Origin of the sequence: Sphingobacterium sp. SRCM116780 (assembly GCF_021442025.1) — a bacterium.
Classification (GTDB): Bacteria; Bacteroidota; Bacteroidia; order Sphingobacteriales; family Sphingobacteriaceae; genus Sphingobacterium.
In genome coordinates, this window is record NZ_CP090446.1 from 3,293,541 (window position 1) to 3,313,307 (window position 19,767).

Consider the following 19,767-nt stretch of genomic DNA (forward strand, 5'->3'; position numbering starts at 1 on the left):
TTTTTTCTATTTATGATTTATTTTTCAATGTGTTCCAATGTAAATAAGAATGAATAATTAAGTGCGACATCTTTGAGATAGTCAAATCTACCTGAAGCTCCCCCATGACCATATTCCATATCGGTTTTCAATAACAAAATATGCTTATCTGTTTTCATCGTTCTTAGCTTTGCTATCCATTTTGCAGGTTCAAAATATTGTACTTGACTATCATGAAGCCCAGTTGTAACGAGCATATTTGGATACGATTTTTGCTGAATATTCTCGTAAGGGGAATAACTCTTCATATAAAAATATGCTTCCTTATTATTGGGATTTCCCCATTCGTCATATTCGTTGGTCGTTAATGGTATGGTGTCATCCAACATGGTATTGACCACATCGACAAAAGGAACTTGTGCGATAATACCATTCCAAAGTTGGGGGGCTAGGTTAGCGACCGCACCCATTAACAATCCGCCAGCACTTCCGCCTTGAGCATAAAGATGTCCAAGACTTGTATATTTTTGGTTGATTAAAAACTGTCCACAATCAATAAAATCTGTGAATGTATTCATCTTTTTCATCATTTTCCCATCTTCATACCATTGTCTACCCATTTCTTCTCCACCACGAATATGGGCGATTGCATAGATAAATCCTCTATCTAATAAACTCAATCTGGTGCTGCTGAAAGTAGGATCCATAGAAGCTCCGTAGGAACCATATGCGTATAAGAGTAAAGGCGCCGAACCATCTTTTTTAATTCCTTTTTTATAAACTATAGAAATTGGAATTTGTGTACCGTCCTGTGCTTTCGCAAAAATGCGTTCTGTTATATATTCCTGAGTATGATATCCTCCTAAGACTTCCTGTTGCTTTAACAAAGACTTGACTTTTGAATTCATATCGTACTCAAAAGTGGAAGAAGGTGTTACCAAAGAGGTATACCCATAGCGCAATTTTTCGGTGTTATACTCTAGATTTGTACTTGGATAGACCGTATAAGCGACTTCTCCAAAATTAAGATAGTGCTGTTGTTCATCTTTCAAATTGCGAACGGCTAATTGTGTTAAGCCATTCTTACGTTCTGAAATAACAAGAAAATCTTTGAATTCATCAATTTCATTAATCAAAACATCTTCTCGATGTGGGATAAAAACTGTCCAATTTTCCTTATTGGTTTTAGCCAATGGACATTGCATAATTTTAAAATTTTTAGCCTCATCATTCGTAACAATTAAAAAACGATCTTCTAATGCTGTAACATGGTAGAGAACGTCTTCCCTTCTTGCTTGAAATGATTGAAATGTACCGTTGGCATCGTCTGCTTTAAGATAATAAATCTCTGAAGAAAGCGTACCCTCCGATTGAATAAAAATATATTGTCCATTTTTAGATTTACCAACAGCTATATAATTTGTATTATCGTGCTCATGATAGACCGTTATATCAGTAATTGCATCAGCGCCTAAGGTATGCCTATTAATTTTTTCACTTAATAAAGTAATTGGATTCTTGGCTGTATAAAAAAGTGTTTTGTTATCATTAGCCCAAGTTGAACTACCAGATGTTTTCGATATCTCATCTTTATAGATTTCGCCTGAAATCAGGTTCTTAATGAAAATTGTATATTCTCTTCTAGATACTGTATCAACAGCAAAAGCCATCAGATTATTATCGGGACTTATTGAAAATCCTGTAGCAGCATAATAGGCATATCCCTCTGCCATTTTATCAACGTCTAATAGAACCTCCTCTGGAGCAGCTAGATTACCCTTTTTTCGACAAAATTTAAAATATTGTTGCCCCTCCTCTGTACGGCTGTAATAATAATATCCATTTTTCAGATAAGGAACAGATTCGTCCTTTTCCTTTATTCGGGCCTTCATTTCATTGAACAATTGTTTTTGAAGATCCGCTGTTGGCTCCATGACCATATTGGTATAGTCATTTTCTTTTTTTAAGTACTCTATAACCAAATCAGAGTCGGGACCTTTTTTAAAAAAATCGTTCATCCAATAATAATTATCGATAACCCGATCGTTATGTATACTCCTTATGTGCGGCTTTACAGCTGCCACAGGAGTTTCAATTCCTTCTAATTTCAATATTCCTGATGGAGATTCTTGTGCAGGAGTTGTTCCCCATACGGTACTTAAGATTATCATACTTGTAACTTCTTTATACATTTTTATTGCCTTTCTATCGTGCAAAAATTCTGGACTTATACATTTGCGAAAAGTAAAAATAGGGTTGCATTCGCATTATTTAATAAAAATTAACATTTTAAACTTGGGACTAGCATTATATTTGCTAATCGTAACTAAAATTACAAAAAATGAATTTAAAAAGGCTTCTCTATTTATTTGCTATAGGATTAATACCCACAGTGGGGCATGCTCAAGTACACGAAAATATACCTGCAAATTGGTTTAATTTGGATTTTGAACAAGACTCTGTATTAGGTATAAGTACAGAAAAGACTTACCAAACCTTATTAAAAGATAAAAAATCAACACCTGTTATTGTTGCTGTATTGGACGGAGGAGTGGATGTGAATCACGAAGATCTTAAGCGTGTTTTATGGGTTAATGTCAAAGATAGTATCTCCAATGGAAAAGATAATGACAAAAACGGTTTCATTAATGATAAATATGGCTGGAATTTTATCGGAAATGCGAAGGGTGAGAATGTGCATTTCGATAATTTAGAATTGACAAGATTAATCCGTAAAAATGAGTCTAAATATGCTGAAGTAAGAGCTTCAACAACTATGACAGATAAAGAAAAACGAGATTATAATGCTTATTTGAAAATGGTTGAGGTGTATAACACTAAGCTTGACGAAGCAAGATATGGCTCGTTGAATTATGTTGGATTAAAGGACAACATTGACAACCTAGTAAAAGAGATCAACAAAGATAAATCAGAAATCACTACTGCTGATTTCGACAAGCTTAATCCAATGGGTTCTCGTCAAAAAATAGCAATAAGAATTGCTAAGGAAGAAATCGAAAAAGCTGGTGGATTTCAAAAGTTTTATAACGATCTAAAAGAAGGAGCTGACTATTTCGGTAATCAGGTTGCCTATCACTTAAATAAAGAATATGATTCGCGTTCCATTATCGGAGACAACTACGATGATGCTAGTGAATATCACTATGGTAACTCAGACGTCACTGGTCCTGATGCATTGCATGGAACACATGTCGCAGGTATTATAGCTGCAGATCGTAGCAACAGTATCGGAATTAAAGGAGTAGCAGACAATGTAAAAATCTTATCTGTCCGTCTTGTTCCTGACGGTGATGAACGCGATAAAGATGTGGCAAATGGTATACGTTATGCTGTAGACAATGGTGCTAAAGTTATCAATATGAGTTTTGGAAAGGGATATGCATACAATAAACCAACCGTTGATGCCGCTGTTAAGTACGCTATGTCTAAAGATGTGCTCCTTGTTCATGCTGCAGGAAATGACAGTGAGGATAACGATATATCACCAAATTATCCAAATAAGTTTTTCACAGATAGTTTAGGCGCTATTACAGGTGTTGCAGACGCTTGGATAACTGTGGGGGCAACTGGTCCTCGAAAAAATGAAGAGCTTTTAGCAACATTTTCTAATTATGGAAAAGCATCTGTTGATGTGTTTGCTCCAGGACTATACATCAATTCAACCACACCACATTCTGAATATAAGGAGGAACAAGGTACCAGTATGGCGTCTCCTGTAGTGGCAGGTTTAGCAGCTATGTTACGTTCTTATTATCCACAATTGACGGCTTTGGAAACAAAAGAAATTATTATGAATTCTGTTACAAAACTCGATGATTCTGTGCGTATCAAATTGGAAGATGGATCTTTTAAAACTGTAAAATTAGCAGATATTTCAATTTCTGGAGGTATTGTAAATGCCTATAAAGCTGTTCAAAAAGCAAATGAATATATCATTAAAAAGAAAAAATAAAATATTGACATAATATTCGCATCTTGTTGTACGTTTTACTTATAAATTTAACTACAATTATTGCGTATGGTCGAAAACTTTACAACAACTGAAAATGAAGTAAAAGATGTTTTAACAGAACTGAGAGTTTCTACAGAAGATGTTGAAAATCAATTAAAACTTCAACTACCAGAGATCATGATGGATCCTAGTGATTCCTGTATTGAAAGCATTTTGAATTACTCAAAATCGGTAGTAAACGGAAAGGCTTAATCTTAAGATTAAGCCTTTTTTATTTTTTAAAAACTTAACTATCTTTGATTCATATGTTGAAAAAAGATAGATATAACGCTTTTGTAGAATATTTTTCTAAAAATAGCCCAGATGCACAAACAGAATTAAACTACGGTAATCCTTATGAATTATTAGTTGCTGTTATACTATCTGCCCAATGTACAGATAAACGAATAAATTTAGTTACTCCTAAACTTTTTGAACAATTCCCTACTGTTGAAGCTTTGGCAAACAGTACGCCCGAAGAAGTGTTTACCTACATCAGATCTGTCAGTTACCCAAACAATAAAGCCAAACATTTGGTTGGGATGGCAAAGATGTTGGTCGATGTCTTTCATTCTGTTGTTCCTGAAAAAATAGAAGATTTAATCAAGTTACCTGGTGTAGGAAGAAAAACTGCTAATGTTATTTCCTCAGTTGTTTATAACAAACCAGCTATGGCCGTCGACACACATGTCTTTCGTGTAAGTAATCGACTAGGATTAACAAGCAGAGCTACAACTCCATTAGCCGTTGAAAAACAGTTGGTCAAATATTTACCTGTAGATACTATTGCTATTGCACACCATTGGTTGATTTTACATGGACGTTATGTTTGCTTAGCTCGAAAACCAAAATGTGACGTATGTGCGATTACCTACATGTGTAAATACTTTGAAAAGATTTATCGAGTTAAAGAAACTAAAGAAAAAATTAGTTAAATAAGTTGAGCTAATTTTTTTAGTAAAAATATTTTGCAAATTAAAAACTAATGTGTACTTTTGAATCATCAATACTAAAAATATGAGCAGTCCAGACAAATTAAAAGCGTTACAGCTAACATTAGATAAATTAGAAAAATCATATGGTAAAGGCGCCATTATGAAATTAGGTGACACAGCTGTTGAGCCAATCGAATCAATCTCAACAGGTTCTTTGGGTCTTGATATTGCATTAGGTATTGGCGGTGTTCCAAAGGGGCGTATTATTGAAATCTATGGCCCTGAGTCTTCAGGTAAAACAACTTTAGCGACTCATATCGTTGCTGAAGCTCAAAAGTTAGGAGGTATTGCAGCAATTATAGATGCTGAACATGCCTTTGATAAATATTACGCTCAGAAATTAGGCGTTGATGTAGAAAATCTATTGATTGCACAACCTGATAATGGTGAGCAAGGGTTAGAAATTGCGGATAACTTAATTCGCTCAGGAGCTATTGATGTTATCGTCATTGACTCCGTTGCAGCTTTAGTACCTAAAGGTGAGATTGAAGGTGAGATGGGAGATTCCAAAATGGGACTTCAGGCACGTTTAATGTCTCAAGCTTTACGTAAATTAACAGGTACTATTTCAAAAACTAATTGCTGTTGTATTTTTATCAACCAATTACGTGAAAAAATCGGTGTTATGTTTGGTAATCCAGAAACAACGACTGGTGGTAACGCATTAAAATTCTACGCTTCTGTACGTTTGGATATTCGTCGTACTTCTCAAATCAAAGATTCAGATGAAGTGTCTGGTAACCGCGTAAAAGTAAAAATTGTTAAAAATAAAGTAGCTCCTCCATTCCGTATCGCAGAATTTGATATCATGTTTGGCGAAGGTATTTCTAAAGTTGGTGAAATCATCGATTTAGGAGTTGAATATAATATCATTAAAAAAGCAGGTTCATGGTTTAGCTATGGAGAAACGAAATTGGGACAAGGTCGTGATGCCGTAAAAGCATTATTACATGACAATCCTGATTTAGCAGATGAATTAGAAGCTAAAATTAGAGCGGAAGTTTCTGGTGTAGATCCTAATCTAGTTTCAGAAGAAGGTTAATTTTATATTATATAAACAATTTAGGTATAGCCATTCCCAAAAGAATGGCTATATTTATTTTTGAAAAACCTATACTCATGAAAAAATATATTCTTTCTTATTTTATTCTTTCCATGTTATGTTGCAGTTCGTTAATACTCTCTGCACAAAAATTAAAGATATTGACGTACAACATCCACCACGCCAACCCTCCTAGTGAAGATGTACGTGTTATCAACCTAGATACCATTGCAGCAATCATAAAAAAATCAAATGCAGATCTAATAGGTCTACAGGAAATAGATATTGACCTAAGCCGATCTCAAAATATTGATCAAGCAAAAAAATTAGCTGAACTTACTGGAATGCATTACTTTTTTTCTAAAGGAATAAATCTAGATGCTGGTGAATATGGAACAGTTATTCTTTCAAAATATCCAATTGTCAAGACAGAACGTTTCGAACTTCCTTCTCCTATCGTCAGTGAAAAGAGAAGTTTAGCGATAATTCATATCCAAGTAAATGGAAAGACAATAAAATTTGCAAATACCCATCTTGATCTGAAAGAAGAAAATAGACTTGCACAAAGTTCTTTCATTCTTGATAAATTTAAGGATGATAAAGACTTAGTTATTCTAGTTGGTGATTTAAATGCAAAACCCGAATCACAAGTTATTCAAAATTTAGATAGCATATTCACAAGGAGTCAGATAAAAAATGGATTCACAATCCCTGAAATGAATCCGAATCGTGAGATTGATTTTATTATGTTAAACAAAGCGAATCAATTCAAATTCAGAAAACATCATGTGTTAGAAGAAACATATGCTAGTGATCATAGACCTGTTTATGTCGAAATATACAAGAAATAATATGCGATGAGCATGAGTCGAAGAAGATCTATTAAGCTTTTACTATTGTGGGCATACCCACAGATAAAGATCATGGAGAGGATTTAGCGCATTTCAAAAAACAGCAAAAACGTATTATAAAAAAGGCGTCTAATGAATAGACGCCTTTTTTATGTAATTATTCTCCTTCTTCTAAGAACGGATATTTATAATTTGTATCTGGATTAAAGGTTTCTTTAATCGTACGTGGAGATACCCAACGTAATAAATTGATCATTGAACCCGCTTTATCATTAGTGCCTGAGCCACGAGCACCACCAAATGGTTGTTGTCCTACTACTGCACCAGTACATTTATCATTTACATAAAAGTTACCTGCTGCATTGCGTAATGTATGTGTTGCTTGTGCTATAGCATAACGATCTTTAGCGATAACAGAGCCTGTTAACGCATAAATAGATGTCTTATCAACAATCTGTAATGTCTCTTCCCATTTTTCGTCTTCATACACAAAAATTGTTAAAACTGGCCCGAATAATTCTTCTGACATTGTTTCATAATCTGATTTTTTAGCTAAAATGACCGTTGGTGTAATAAAATAACCTTTAGATTTATCATAAGTACCTCCTATCACAACCTCAGCGTCATTTGACTCCTTCGCACGGTCTATGTATTTAGCAATTTTATCAAATGATTTCTCATCAATGACCGCATTGATAAAGTTTGTGAAGTCTTCAGTTCCACCAATCTTGAATGAATTAACATCTGCAGTCATCGCATTTTTTAAAGCTGACCACATAGATGCAGGAACATAAGCACGAGAAGCTGCTGAACATTTTTGTCCTTGATATTCAAAAGCACCACGTACTAATGCTGTATTGGTTACTTGTAAATCTGCAGTTGGGTGAACGACGATAAAATCTTTACCTCCAGTTTCACCTACAATTCTAGGATATGTTTTATAAAGGTGAATGTTTTCTCCTATAGTTTTCCAAATATCTTGGAATACTCCAGTAGAACCTGTGAAGTGGATACCTGCAAAATCTGAATGTTTGAAGATAACATCGCCTGCATCAGGTCCTGAAACATATACTAAATTGATTACGCCTGCTGGCAGACCTGCTTCAATGAAGATCTCCATCAATACATGAGCAGAATAAATCTGTGCATTTGATGGTTTCCAAACAACCACATTTCCCATCATCGCGACACAAGAGGGTAAATTTCCTGCGATTGCTGTAAAGTTAAAAGGTGTTAAAGCAAACACAAACCCTTCCAATGGACGTTGTTCTACACGATTCCAAACTCCTTTACCAGATACTGGAGGTTGTTGTGCGTAGATTTCAGTCATATACTGAACATTAAAACGCAAAAAATCTGTGAATTCACAGGCTGAGTCAATTTCTGCTTGATAAGGATTTTTTGATTGTCCTAACATCGTTGCAGCGTTTAATTTATAACGATATTTGGTAGAAGCTAATTCTGCAGCCTTCAAAAAGATTGCAGCACGATCTTCCCAAGGAAGGTTTTCCCAGTCATTTTTAGCTGCTAATGCAGCATTAATTGCATCCATAACATGACTTTTTGTACCTTGACTATAGTGTCCTAATACATGTTTGTGATCGTGGGGTGGGTTGATTGCAATTTTCTTTTCCGTACGAACTTCCTTACCTCCAATATACATTGGAACATCTGTTTGTATTGAGCGTGCTTCATCAATAGCTGCTTTTAATAATTTACGCTCTTTAGTACCAACTGCATATGAGTAAACTGGCTCATTAGTAGGGGTAGGTACATTAAAAAATCCTTTTATCATAGTAATAATTTTATATTTTCAAAAACCTGAATTTCAATACATTCATTAAAATTGAGAATAAATTTACAAGATTTTAATGCTAGTTCCAATTATTCAATTAGTCTTTGGTTGTACTGGTAAAAATATGTTTAAACTTTTCCAATTTTGGTTTAATCACGTACTGACAATAGCTTTCATTTTTATTATTAGCGTAGTAATTTTGATGATAATCTTCTGCTGGATAAAAAACCTTAAAAGCATTAATTTCTGTCACAATAGGTCGATCATAGAGTTTCTCTTCCTCCATTTTTTTTAAGTAATACTTTACCTTATCTAATTGCTGTTTGTCATGTATAAAAATTGCTGACCGATATTGTGTACCAACATCATTTCCTTGACGATTTAATTGTGTAGGATCATGTGCTATAAAAAATGCTTCCAGTAGCTTATCGAATGTAATTTTTTTAGGATCATATAACACATTGATCGCTTCTGCATGCCCAGTAGCTCCTGTACTGACCTGTGAATAGGTTGGATTTTTGACTTCCCCTCCCGTATAACCAGAAATGACTTTTTTTACCCCGTCTAATGTTTTAAACTGAGCTTCCACACACCAAAAACATCCTCCTGCAAAAGTTGCAGTATCCAATTTTCCTTGTTGTGATTCTGGCAAATGAGCAAAAGAATCAGTTGCTTTTTTTGTAATCTTAGATTGACAGGAAGCCCAAAGACTAAAAGTCATTATCAAAGTGGTAAAAAAAGACAATTTGTACATTTTTTTCATATTTATTTCTTTAATAAAATCCTCTTGTATTTATTCATAGCAATAAAAGCTTACTTTAGGTAAACAACAGATTATCATAAAAAAAGCGGTAAAATTTTAAAATTTTACCGCTTTTTTCGCTAAATTATAACGACTAAAATTATTTAGCAGCAGCATAATTTTTTGCTACAGCATCCCAGTTGATTACATTGAAGATTTCTTCCAAATAAGCTGGACGTTTATTTTGGAACTTCAAGTAATAAGCATGCTCCCAAACGTCGATACCTAAAATTGGAGTACCTTTTACTTCGGCAACATCCATCAATGGATTATCTTGATTTGGTGTAGATGTTACTTGTAATTTACCTTCCGCATTGACAATTAACCAAGACCAACCTGACCCAAAACGAGTAGCTCCAGCATTCTGTAATTGTGTTTTCAATTCCGCAAAAGATCCAAAAGTTTCGTTAATAGCATTTGCTAAATCACCAGTTGGTTCACCACCAGCATTTGGACCTAATACTGTCCAAAATAACTTGTGATTGTAATGTCCGCCACCATTGTTACGAACTGCCGCAGGGTATTTACTAATATTTTTTACGATATCGTCTAAAGACAAACTTTCTGCATCTGTACCAGCGATTGCTTTGTTTAAGTTGTCAACGTAAGCTTGATGATGTCTATCATGGTGGATTTCCATAGTAGTTTTATCAATATGTGGTTCCAATGCGTCTGCTGCGTATGGTAACGCTTCTAATTCAAATGCCATAATTGCTATTTTTTTATGTTTATTTAAAGTTTATTTCTATTACAAATATAACGTATATAATGCAGTTATGTTTGGTTTATTGGTGAAATAATCACTAGGCTATTATCGTTTTTGACGAAAAAATGATTTAACGAGTTCGGCACAATCTTCTTCAAGCTTTCCCGATTCAACAGTTGTTTTCGGATGAAGAATTTTATTATGAAAATGTGAGTAACCTCTCTTCTCGTCTTTAGCGCCAAATACAATTCTGGATATGTGCGTCCAGTAAGCTGCACCCGCACACATCACACATGGCTCTATTGTCACATAGAGTGTACAATCTATCAAATATTTACCTCCTAAGTGATTTGCTGCTGCTGTGAAAGCTTGCATTTCTGCATGTGCGGTGACATCATTTAAGCGTTGAGTCAAATTATGACCTCTACCAATAATATTACCTTTATGAACAATCACTGCACCAATAGGTACCTCACCTTCATCAAACGCCAATTTTGCTTCTTTTAACGCCTGTTGCATAAAAAATTCATCTGCATTATCTACAGATGTTCCCTCAAAATCTATATAACGCATGATTTAAATTAATTTCGCACCGTTCGGTACTTTCTTTTCTACAGTTGTCAAAATAATGTCCCCATTCTCATCCGCAAATCCAGTAACTAAACATTCTGAAAAGAAATTCGCAATTTGCTTTCTTGGGAAATTTATTACTGCTACAACTTGCCTTCCAATCAACTGTTCTTTTGTATAATGTACTACTATTTGAGCACTGCTTTGTTTAATACCCAAAGTAACACCAAAGTCGATCGTTAACTGATAAGCTGGTTTTCTCGCTTTTGGAAAATCCTCTACCTGAAGGATTGTACCAACACGTAAGTCTACTTTTTCAAAATCAGTCCAAGATATTTCTTCCATTATAAACGATTACTTTCTATATTATTTAATGATTTGGACAAAGTAAATAAAATATATTCACGGTTTCTATGCAAACGCGACATCAAATGTTGAATAAGTTGTTCTTCTTGTCCTTCTTCAAAGTCCAAATCTGCATCATTCAGATGGTTGTATTTTCTTCTTATTTTTTCTTTTGCCATATGCCAATCAGATTTTGCAATTTTAAACGTTATCATATTATTAGGTATAAAATTTGTGTATATTTATGAACTTTTTCAAAAGTTTAATTAAAGATACAACTTTATAGAAAATAAAAATTATGAAAAACATTTTACCAGTATTACTCTTGTTATGTGCAAGTATGGGCACGGCAAAAGCTCAATTATTGCCCGGTGTGGAAATTGGCTTAAAAGGAGCCTTAAATTTCTCTAAATTAAAAAGTGAAGGCGAATTCTTTAACTCTGATAATAAGGTTGGTTACCAAGCTGGTGTTTATGGACGTATTGGTGTATTGGGATTTCACATTCAACCTGAAGTCTATATTACGGGAAAAAACACACAGGCCAGCAGCAATGATGGTAACGAGAGCACAAATGTAAAATTCACTACAGTTGATGTTCCTCTATTATTAGGCAAACGTTTTGGATTGGGTCCAATAGGAGCTCGAATCAATACTGGACCTGTATTTTCTTTTGTGGTGGATGACCAGCAAGATAAAAATATAGGCACATATTTAAAAACTTCAAACTATAAAAAGAATTCAACATCATGGGCGTTTGGAGCGGGTGTAGATATATCTAGTTTACGTGTAGACTTACGTTATGAGCTTGGATTGAACAACATCCAAAAAGACAATACAGAAAAAACAAAAATTAACATGTGGAGTATAGGATTGGGATACAAATTATTCAGCCTATAAGCTACAAAATACTTTAATTTAAAAGGCTCGTTATTAAAAATAGCGAGCCTTTTTCATATCTGGTTTAGAATTGTTCTAAATTACTTCTTTTTCTTGTCAAAATTGTATCATATTTAATATCAAATGGTAGATTTGCCTAATTAAAATTAAATTACAAAGGATAATGAGTAAATCAAAGCCAGTTTTAAGTTCTTCAATCGGGAAGAAGCTAATCATGAGCTTAACGGGACTTTTCTTATGTACGTTCCTAATTGTTCACTTGATTGGAAACTTGCAGTTATTTAAAGATGACGCGGGTTTAGCGTTCAACAAGTACGCCTATTTCATGACGCATTTTACACCTATTAAGGTGGTATCTTATTTATTGTACGCTTCTGTGATCATCCATGTGATCTATGCTATCGTGATTTCAATGAAAAATAAGGCTGCACGTCCTATTGGATATGCATCTTATGATGGAAAAGCGAACAGTAAATGGAATTCGCGCAATATGGGAATTTTAGGTACTGTTATATTGGTATTTTTGGCGACGCATATGTCGAATTTTTGGTGGAAATACCACAATGACCAAACACCTTATATCGAGTATCGTACAGATTTGTCGACTGGTATTACAACCAGCCAAGAGATCCAAGCTTCAGATTTTCATGATTACTCCTTGGTTAGTGAAAATGGTGTAGAAATTGTAAAAGCACGTGACTTGTACAAGCAAGTTGACTTCGCATTTAAAAATGTGGCTTTAGTAGCATTATATGTTATCGCAATGGCTGCTTTAGCATTTCACTTGATTCATGGATTTCAATCGGCTTTCCAAACTGTTGGATTCAATCACAGAAAATATATTGGATTGGTTCGATTTATCGGTGTATGGGTATTTGGTGTGATTATTCCAATTCTATTTGCAGCGATGCCATTATATTTCTATTTCCGTTAACAATATTTTAGGATAGCGCTATTAAGCAACATCTAATAAATAAAATATAAGATATGTTAGATTCAAAAGTACCAGCAGGCCCATTGGCCGAAAAATGGTCAAAACATAAATTTGAAATGAAGCTGGTTAACCCTGCTAACAAACGTAAATTCACAATTATCGTTGTTGGGACAGGATTAGCTGGAGCTTCTGCAGCCGCTTCTTTAGCAGAGTTAGGTTACAATGTAAAAACTTTCTGTTATCAAGATTCACCTCGTCGAGCACACTCAATTGCTGCTCAAGGGGGTATTAATGCTGCAAAAGATTATCAAAATGACGGTGACTCTGTTTTTCGTCTATTCTATGATACGATTAAAGGTGGTGACTACCGTGCACGTGAAGCAAACGTGTATCGCTTAGCTGAAGTATCAACAAATATTATCGATCAATGTGTAGCGCAAGGTGTTCCTTTCGCTCGAGAATATGGTGGTTTGTTAGATAACCGTTCTTTTGGTGGAGCTCAAGTATCACGTACATTCTATGCACGTGGTCAAACTGGACAACAATTATTATTAGGTGCATATTCAGCATTAAATCGTCAAATTCATAAAGGTAAAGTAAAATCATACACTCGTCATGAGATGCTTGACCTTGTTCAAATTGATGGACAAGCTCGTGGTATTGTCACTCGTGATTTAGTTACTGGTAAAATCGAAACACACGAAGGTCACGCAGTATTGATGTGTACTGGTGGATATGGTAACGTATTCTTCCTATCTACTAACGCAATGGGTTGTAACGTAACAGCGGCATGGAGAGCACACAAACGTGGTGCTTTATTTGCTAATCCTTGTTATACACAAATTCACCCAACTTGTATTCCTGTTACTGGTGACCACCAGTCAAAATTAACATTGATGTCAGAGTCGTTGCGTAATGATGGTCGTGTATGGGTCCCTAAAACTGTTGAATTAGCGCAAAAACTTCAAAAAGGAGAATTAAAAGCTGTTGATATCAAAGAAGAGGATAGAGATTACTTCTTGGAACGTAAATATCCTTCGTTTGGTAACTTAGTCCCACGTGATGTAGCTTCTCGTAATGCTAAAGAAGCAGTGGACGAAGGTCGTGGTGTTGGTAAAACAGGTGTCGCAGTGTTCTTAGATTTTGCAGAAGCGATTGGCCGTTTAGGTGAAGATACTGTACGTGAAAAGTATGGTAATTTGTTCGACATGTATTATCAAATTACAGACGAAAATCCTTACAAACAACCAATGCGTATTTATCCTGCTGTTCACTATACAATGGGTGGTATATGGGTTGATTACAACTTGATGACAACAATCCCAGGATTATATGCATTAGGAGAATGTAATTTCTCAGACCATGGAGCGAACCGTCTAGGTGCTTCTGCATTGATGCAAGGATTATCTGATGGTTACTTTGTTATTCCTTACACTGTGGGTGATTACTTAGCTAAATTAGGTTCATTTGCACCAGTAGATAAAAACCATCCTGCTTTTGAACAAACTCGTAAAGAGGTGGAAGCAAGAATCAATGCATTATTAGCTTTGAATGGTACTAAAACAGTGGATGATATTCATAAAGAATTAGGATTGATTATGTGGGAATACTGTGGTATGGCCCGTACTGCTGAAGGTTTAACTAAAGCTAAAGGATTAATTCAAAATCTTAAAAAAGAATTCTGGTCTAATGCAAAAGTATTAGGTGAAAATGAAGAACTAAACATGTCACTTGAGAAAGCTGGTCGTGTTGCAGATTTCATTGAATTAGGAGAATTGATGGTTGATGATGCTTTTAACCGTAGAGAATCTTGTGGTGGTCACTTCCGTTTAGAATCACAAACTGAAGAAGGTGAAGCTTTACGTATTGACGAAGAGTTTACTTATGTGTCCGCTTGGGAATATAAAGGTGAAAACCAACCAGAAGTTCTTCACAAGGAAGAGTTAGTTTTCGAAAACGTTAAATTAACACAAAGAAGTTATAAATAGATATGAGATAATAGATATGAGATAATAGACTGTTAAAAATCCTAGTATCTCAAATCTCAAATCTCAGATCTCAAATCATATATAGATATGAGTGCACATATGAATTTAACGCTAAAAGTTTGGCGTCAAAAAAACGATAAATCTAAAGGTCAATTCGTAACTGTACAAGCAAATGATATCGCTGACGATATGTCATTCTTAGAAATGCTTGATATTGTAAATGATGATTTAACGCGCAAAGGAGAAGATCCTATTTACTTCGATCACGACTGTCGCGAAGGTATTTGTGGAATGTGTTCACTAGTGATCAATGGACGTCCACACGGACCAAAGTACGGCATCACTACTTGTCAATTGCACATGCGTTCATTCCATGATGGACAAACAATTGTCATTGAACCTTGGAGAGCTGCCGCTTTCCCTGTTTTAAAAGATTTGGCAGTGGATCGTACGGCATTTGATCGTATTCAACAAGCAGGTGGTTATACCAACGTAAATACAGGTGGAGCTCAAGATGCAAATAATATTTTAATCCCGAAACGTATTGCTGATGAGGCATTCGAATCAGCGACTTGTATCGGTTGTGGTGCTTGTGTTGCTGCTTGTAAAAATGCTTCAGCGATGTTATTTGTTTCAGCTAAAATATCACAGTTTGCATTATTACCACAAGGTCAAACAGAACGTTATGAACGTGCTCAAGCAATGGTTGATCAAATGGATGCAGAAGGTTTTGGTAGCTGTACAAACACAGGTGCTTGTGAAGCTGAGTGTCCAAAAGGTATTAAATTGACAAATATTGCTCGTATGAATCGTGAGTACTTAGGTGCAAAACTTTTTAGAGAAGAGGATATCCACGGATAAAAAAATAGCGCAAGCATACTCAAGTCCTTACAATCTTTTTGTAAGGACTTTTTTTATATATTTATATATCGGTTCATTCTCACAATAAAGATAATAAAGTGCCTGTATCCTCTAAAATAAGACTGCTACTTATACTGCTTACGTTAAGCTTTATCGTTACTGCTATTACATTACAGAAGTCCATCTCCAATAAAGATATTTTAAATGTAGAAACGGTAAACTTGGAATCAAAACTTCATGAAAAGGAAGGTTTGATTGACCAATTGTTTGCTGATTCCATTAAAATGAAAACCCTCAAAAATGCTGAGAAATATCCAGAACAATCCTATAGTATTCTCAATAAATATTATAAAGAGGATGGTATTCTGCTTTATATTTTTAAAAATCATGAGCTTTTACTTTGGAGCTCAAATGTTTTTGTTCCGTTAACAGATGGTGGACTACAAAATTCTATTAATTATATCTCTGCAAACAATAGAACCTTCATCGTAAAGAAAAAAGAAATAGGAAACACAACTATTTTAGCCTATGTAACCATTAAAAAATATTATAATCCTAACAATGAGTATTTTAAAAAGCTCTTTTCGCCTTTAATTTCTACAAGTAATAATATAGAAATTGCAGATTACAACGATTCTGGTAATATCAAAAACATATACAGTAAAGACAAAACCTACTTATTTTCTATCAAACTTAAGTCCGATCAAGTTCAGAATATTTTCAGCATCTTACAGACATTATCTTGGATACTGGCTGCAATATGCTTTATTACATTAATCCATAATATCGCAAAACATATTGCCAATAAGGGACATGCAATAATCGCTATATTACTATACTTAACCGCCTTAATAACATTAAGATATATAGACCTCAATTCAAATTGGTTAAGTATTCACGCCAATCTAGGTATATTTAACCCCAAAAATTATGCTTATAATTATTTGTTTCCAAATATTTGGGGATTACTAATTACCGTTTTTTTCTGTTTTCTTTTCATTCTATTTCTTCATAACATTAAACGCAAATTTGATATTAAAAGGTATTTTAAGAGAAAACCGCTAAAAATTGGTCTTGCTATTATTTCAATACTAAGTATCTATTTTGTTTTCACTTTATTATATAACACATTAGGAACATTAATAACTCATTCTACAACCAATGCTGTTGATTTTACAAAACTCGTAGAGTTAAACTCATACACTTGGATTGATCTTTTTATATTATGCTTGAGTTTAGTGACACTAATTTTATACATCGATATTCTTATATATATCATTATGAAATTGGAGATATCGGAAACAATCTTAATTAATATACATCTTAGCTGCCTAATTACATTCATCTTAATCGGAACACTATTAACAGAAAATAATGGCTTGATTAACATTTTATTGGGATTAATCATTCTTACCAGATCTTTTAATGTATTATTAAGAACAAGATTCAAACTTGCTACACATATCATCGTTGTTATTCTTTTATCTATTATTTTCTCCATATGTCATGGTCAATTTTTCAAAATGAAAAAATTAGACAATATGAGAATTTTTTTAAGTCAGTTAGAAGCTGAAGATGATATCAATGCCATTTCGTTATTTACGGATATAGAAAAAGATATATTAAAGGATGAGCAATTAAAACATCTATTTAAAATTAGTTTACCCAATACCAATACAAAAACGATTAATGAATATATCGAACACAAATATTTTAGTGGGTACCTATCCAAATATGAGTTCATTGGATTTTATTATAATAATAATCATAAAGAACTTGAACATCTTAAAAACAATAAAGTAGCGGAATATAGAGAGAAAGTAATTAAAAACTCATTAAAAATTAGTGATAGTTTTTATAGACTAAATAGTGAATTGGGGACACATGAATACTTTTCGATCCTTAATTTTCCTATTGATAATCAAAACAATATTTCCTTATATCTTAATTTGAAAAATAGATCTTTCAATTATACTTTACCTTATCCGGAAATATTAGTAGATTCTAGATTAAGCAATATTGAAGTACAATCCTATAATAATAGTTCAATTGCACTATTTAAAGATGGAAATTTAATTACCCAATATGGAAAGTACAATTATCCAAATACGGATAAAGATTATCCAAATAAATTGGGGGAGTATATCATACTGACTGGCAAGGATAATTATTTCCATGTTATGTATAAGCCTAATAACCATACTACATTTTTAGTTAGTAATCCGCAAGAAACTGCTTGGGAATATTTAGCTACAGGGTCATTCTTATTCCTTATACTATTTGTTTTTTTCTCCTCATATAGTGTCATTAATTATATGTACAATATTTTAAAGAATAAATCCTTTAAAATTAGGAGTATAAAATATCACTATTTGTTCTTAATTAATACCATACAATATAGCTCTAGAATTCAAACCCTATTTATCTCTTCTATTATATCAGCGATTTTAATATCAGGAATTATATCCTTTGTCAGTATTAATATGCAACTTTCTTACAATAATACTTTGGCAAGAGAAAAAACAATTTCTGATATTAGCAAGCGGTTGGAAAATATTATCAGTACCGCATCTACTTCCGAAGAAAGAGAAGAAAAACTAATCCACTATCTCAAATTACTATCTGAATCATTAGCCAAGGATTTCTCTTTGTATTCTAAATCTGGTCGGTTATTGTATAGCTCACAACCTAAAATTTATGATTTAAATATTTTATCAACATACATTAATGCAAATGCATTCAGAAAATTATCTCTTTTAAAAAAATCAGAGACAATAGAAGAAGAAACTGCTGGAGATTTTAAATATGAATCTAGCTATGCAACAATTAGAGATGAAAATTACGCGACAATAGCCTACTTAGGAATCCCTAATTTCAATGCACAAAAAGATGACAACTTAAATCAAAATCTATTATTAAATACATTAATCAATATATACTCCTTGATTATAATAGGGTTTGGATTTTACGCAGCGTTTGTAGCGAATAAAATCACTGAGCCATTAAATCTAATTAGTAAAAAACTAGCTCAAACAAATTTAGGACAACAAAATGAACCATTATTTTGGCAGAGAAATGATGAAATAGGAAGATTAATAAAAGAATATAATCTAATGATATTGAAATTAGAGGATTATGCAAATAAAATAAAAGATAATGAAAGGGAATCTACTTGGCGTGAAATGGCGCAACAAATAGCACATGAAATCAAAAACCCTTTGACTCCAATGAAACTTGGCATTCAACAATTAATAAGATCATATAATGATAATGATGTTAAATTTGAGGAACGATTTAAGCGATTTACAACCTCTTTTATTGAACAAATTGATAGCCTAAACTATATAGCTAAAGAATTTTCAGCTTTTGCAAAATTACCTGACACCAAATACGAGAAAGTTAATCTGTTAGAAAAGCTGAATAAGTCCATCAATGTTTATATACAAAATCCTTTAGCTCAGATTAATTTGATAAACCAAACCAATGATCAATATTTATTTGTAGAAGCCGATCGCGATCAATTATTAAGGACATTCAATAATCTATTAAAAAATGCTATAGAAGCTGGGTATGGAAAGAGAAAAATTAAAATTGATATTAGTATATCAAACGGCGAAAATGAAACTTATGATGTCAAAATAAAAGATAATGGAGTTGGTATTCCTCAAGAAATGAGAAAGCAAATTTTCCAAATTAATTTCACAACGAAAAGTTCTGGTACAGGACTGGGCCTAGTATTTGTAAAGAAAACAATAGAAGCTATGGGTGGATCTGTACAATTTGATTCTATAGAAAATCAGGGGACTACATTTCATATTGTTTTACCAAAATACAAAAACGTATAATTTATACACAGAGGTGATTTAGAACATCTAATGAAAAGTTATAATTGGCAAATGATATAGAAACCTGACTCTCATATATAACACTATAACACACATTACAACGAAATTATAAGGCTGGTTTTCTGATTAGAAAAACTAGCCTTT

Annotated in this window: 17 protein-coding genes; 10 read left to right on the forward strand and 7 right to left on the reverse strand. The window is 33.5% G+C overall.

Annotated elements, in window-relative coordinates:
* Positions 1-17 precede the first annotated feature (17 nt).
* Positions 18-2,171 (reverse strand): S9 family peptidase, encoded by a 2,154-nt coding sequence (locus LZQ00_RS14110; protein WP_234509917.1) that lies wholly within the window; start codon positions 2,169-2,171, stop codon positions 18-20.
* 149 nt (positions 2,172-2,320) lie between these two features.
* Between LZQ00_RS14110 and LZQ00_RS14115 the strand changes: the two genes are divergently transcribed.
* The 5 genes from LZQ00_RS14115 (at position 2,321) to LZQ00_RS14135 (ending at position 6,879) form a co-directional block, all read left to right on the forward strand.
* Positions 2,321-3,952, forward strand: a complete 1,632-nt coding sequence (locus tag LZQ00_RS14115) for a S8 family serine peptidase (RefSeq protein WP_234509918.1) — start codon at positions 2,321-2,323, stop codon at positions 3,950-3,952.
* A 66-nt stretch (positions 3,953-4,018) separates the two neighbouring features.
* Complete coding sequence (locus LZQ00_RS14120; protein ID WP_234509919.1) at positions 4,019-4,204, forward strand: hypothetical protein; 186 nt, start codon at positions 4,019-4,021, stop codon at positions 4,202-4,204.
* A gap of 53 nt (positions 4,205-4,257) precedes the next feature.
* Positions 4,258-4,926 (forward strand): endonuclease III, encoded by a 669-nt coding sequence (nth, locus tag LZQ00_RS14125; protein WP_234509920.1) that lies wholly within the window; start codon positions 4,258-4,260, stop codon positions 4,924-4,926.
* A gap of 82 nt (positions 4,927-5,008) precedes the next feature.
* Positions 5,009-6,028, forward strand: a complete 1,020-nt coding sequence (gene recA, locus LZQ00_RS14130) for a recombinase RecA (protein WP_234509921.1) — start codon at positions 5,009-5,011, stop codon at positions 6,026-6,028.
* Between the two features lie 77 nt (positions 6,029-6,105).
* Positions 6,106-6,879, forward strand: coding sequence for an endonuclease/exonuclease/phosphatase family protein (locus LZQ00_RS14135; protein ID WP_234509922.1), 774 nt, complete (start codon positions 6,106-6,108; stop codon positions 6,877-6,879).
* A 157-nt stretch (positions 6,880-7,036) separates the two neighbouring features.
* On the opposite strand, the gene pruA is transcribed toward LZQ00_RS14135, so the two are convergent.
* The 6 genes from pruA to LZQ00_RS14165 form a co-directional block, all read right to left on the reverse strand.
* Complete coding sequence (gene pruA / locus LZQ00_RS14140; RefSeq protein WP_234509923.1) at positions 7,037-8,674, reverse strand: L-glutamate gamma-semialdehyde dehydrogenase; 1,638 nt, start codon at positions 8,672-8,674, stop codon at positions 7,037-7,039.
* Between the two features lie 97 nt (positions 8,675-8,771).
* Positions 8,772-9,395: a peptide-methionine (S)-S-oxide reductase MsrA gene (gene msrA, locus LZQ00_RS14145; protein ID WP_234509924.1), complete on the reverse strand. Its 624-nt coding sequence runs from the start codon at positions 9,393-9,395 to the stop codon at positions 8,772-8,774.
* A 181-nt stretch (positions 9,396-9,576) separates the two neighbouring features.
* A complete protein-coding gene (locus LZQ00_RS14150) occupies positions 9,577-10,185 on the reverse strand; it encodes a superoxide dismutase (RefSeq protein ID WP_234509925.1) in 609 nt (202 codons plus the stop codon).
* Between the two features lie 102 nt (positions 10,186-10,287).
* On the reverse strand, positions 10,288-10,755 hold the full coding sequence (locus tag LZQ00_RS14155) for a nucleoside deaminase (protein ID WP_234509926.1): 468 nt from the start codon (positions 10,753-10,755) through the stop codon (positions 10,288-10,290).
* Between the two features lie 3 nt (positions 10,756-10,758).
* Positions 10,759-11,097, reverse strand: coding sequence for a tRNA-binding protein (locus tag LZQ00_RS14160; RefSeq protein WP_234509927.1), 339 nt, complete (start codon positions 11,095-11,097; stop codon positions 10,759-10,761).
* Positions 11,097-11,312, reverse strand: coding sequence for a hypothetical protein (locus LZQ00_RS14165; RefSeq protein WP_234509928.1), 216 nt, complete (start codon positions 11,310-11,312; stop codon positions 11,097-11,099). Before LZQ00_RS14165 ends, LZQ00_RS14160 begins: the two co-directional genes overlap by 1 nt.
* 83 nt (positions 11,313-11,395) lie before the next feature.
* On the opposite strand from LZQ00_RS14165, the gene LZQ00_RS14170 reads away from it, so the two are divergent.
* The 5 genes from LZQ00_RS14170 to LZQ00_RS14190 all read left to right on the forward strand — a co-directional run bounded on the left by LZQ00_RS14170 (position 11,396) and on the right by LZQ00_RS14190 (position 19,623).
* Positions 11,396-11,995: a porin family protein gene (locus tag LZQ00_RS14170; RefSeq protein WP_234509929.1), complete on the forward strand. Its 600-nt coding sequence runs from the start codon at positions 11,396-11,398 to the stop codon at positions 11,993-11,995.
* A gap of 163 nt (positions 11,996-12,158) precedes the next feature.
* Positions 12,159-12,929, forward strand: a complete 771-nt coding sequence (locus LZQ00_RS14175; RefSeq protein WP_234509930.1) for a succinate dehydrogenase cytochrome b subunit — start codon at positions 12,159-12,161, stop codon at positions 12,927-12,929.
* A gap of 53 nt (positions 12,930-12,982) precedes the next feature.
* Positions 12,983-14,917, forward strand: a complete 1,935-nt coding sequence (locus LZQ00_RS14180) for a fumarate reductase/succinate dehydrogenase flavoprotein subunit (RefSeq protein ID WP_234509931.1) — start codon at positions 12,983-12,985, stop codon at positions 14,915-14,917.
* 87 nt (positions 14,918-15,004) lie between these two features.
* Positions 15,005-15,778, forward strand: a complete 774-nt coding sequence (locus LZQ00_RS14185; RefSeq protein ID WP_234509932.1) for a succinate dehydrogenase/fumarate reductase iron-sulfur subunit — start codon at positions 15,005-15,007, stop codon at positions 15,776-15,778.
* Positions 15,779-15,999: 221 nt separating this feature from the next.
* Entirely contained in the window at positions 16,000-19,623 is a 3,624-nt protein-coding gene (locus tag LZQ00_RS14190; protein WP_234509933.1) for an ATP-binding protein, read from the forward strand.
* The last annotated feature ends 144 nt before the right edge of the window (positions 19,624-19,767 follow it).

Coding starts and splice junctions, on each gene's coding strand:
- LZQ00_RS14155 (WP_234509926.1), bottom strand. CDS start 10,755: ATGCGTTATATAGATTTTGAGGGAACATCTGTAGATAATGCAGATGAA.
- recA (WP_234509921.1), top strand. CDS start 5,009: ATGAGCAGTCCAGACAAATTAAAAGCGTTACAGCTAACATTAGATAAA.
- LZQ00_RS14110 (WP_234509917.1), bottom strand. CDS start 2,171: ATGTATAAAGAAGTTACAAGTATGATAATCTTAAGTACCGTATGGGGA.
- LZQ00_RS14120 (WP_234509919.1), top strand. CDS start 4,019: ATGGTCGAAAACTTTACAACAACTGAAAATGAAGTAAAAGATGTTTTA.
- LZQ00_RS14185 (WP_234509932.1), top strand. CDS start 15,005: ATGAGTGCACATATGAATTTAACGCTAAAAGTTTGGCGTCAAAAAAAC.
- LZQ00_RS14135 (WP_234509922.1), top strand. CDS start 6,106: ATGAAAAAATATATTCTTTCTTATTTTATTCTTTCCATGTTATGTTGC.
- LZQ00_RS14180 (WP_234509931.1), top strand. CDS start 12,983: ATGTTAGATTCAAAAGTACCAGCAGGCCCATTGGCCGAAAAATGGTCA.
- LZQ00_RS14170 (WP_234509929.1), top strand. CDS start 11,396: ATGAAAAACATTTTACCAGTATTACTCTTGTTATGTGCAAGTATGGGC.
- LZQ00_RS14175 (WP_234509930.1), top strand. CDS start 12,159: ATGAGTAAATCAAAGCCAGTTTTAAGTTCTTCAATCGGGAAGAAGCTA.
- LZQ00_RS14150 (WP_234509925.1), bottom strand. CDS start 10,185: ATGGCATTTGAATTAGAAGCGTTACCATACGCAGCAGACGCATTGGAA.
- pruA (WP_234509923.1), bottom strand. CDS start 8,674: ATGATAAAAGGATTTTTTAATGTACCTACCCCTACTAATGAGCCAGTT.
- nth (WP_234509920.1), top strand. CDS start 4,258: ATGTTGAAAAAAGATAGATATAACGCTTTTGTAGAATATTTTTCTAAA.
- LZQ00_RS14165 (WP_234509928.1), bottom strand. CDS start 11,312: ATGATAACGTTTAAAATTGCAAAATCTGATTGGCATATGGCAAAAGAA.
- LZQ00_RS14115 (WP_234509918.1), top strand. CDS start 2,321: ATGAATTTAAAAAGGCTTCTCTATTTATTTGCTATAGGATTAATACCC.
- LZQ00_RS14160 (WP_234509927.1), bottom strand. CDS start 11,097: ATGGAAGAAATATCTTGGACTGATTTTGAAAAAGTAGACTTACGTGTT.
- msrA (WP_234509924.1), bottom strand. CDS start 9,395: ATGACTTTTAGTCTTTGGGCTTCCTGTCAATCTAAGATTACAAAAAAA.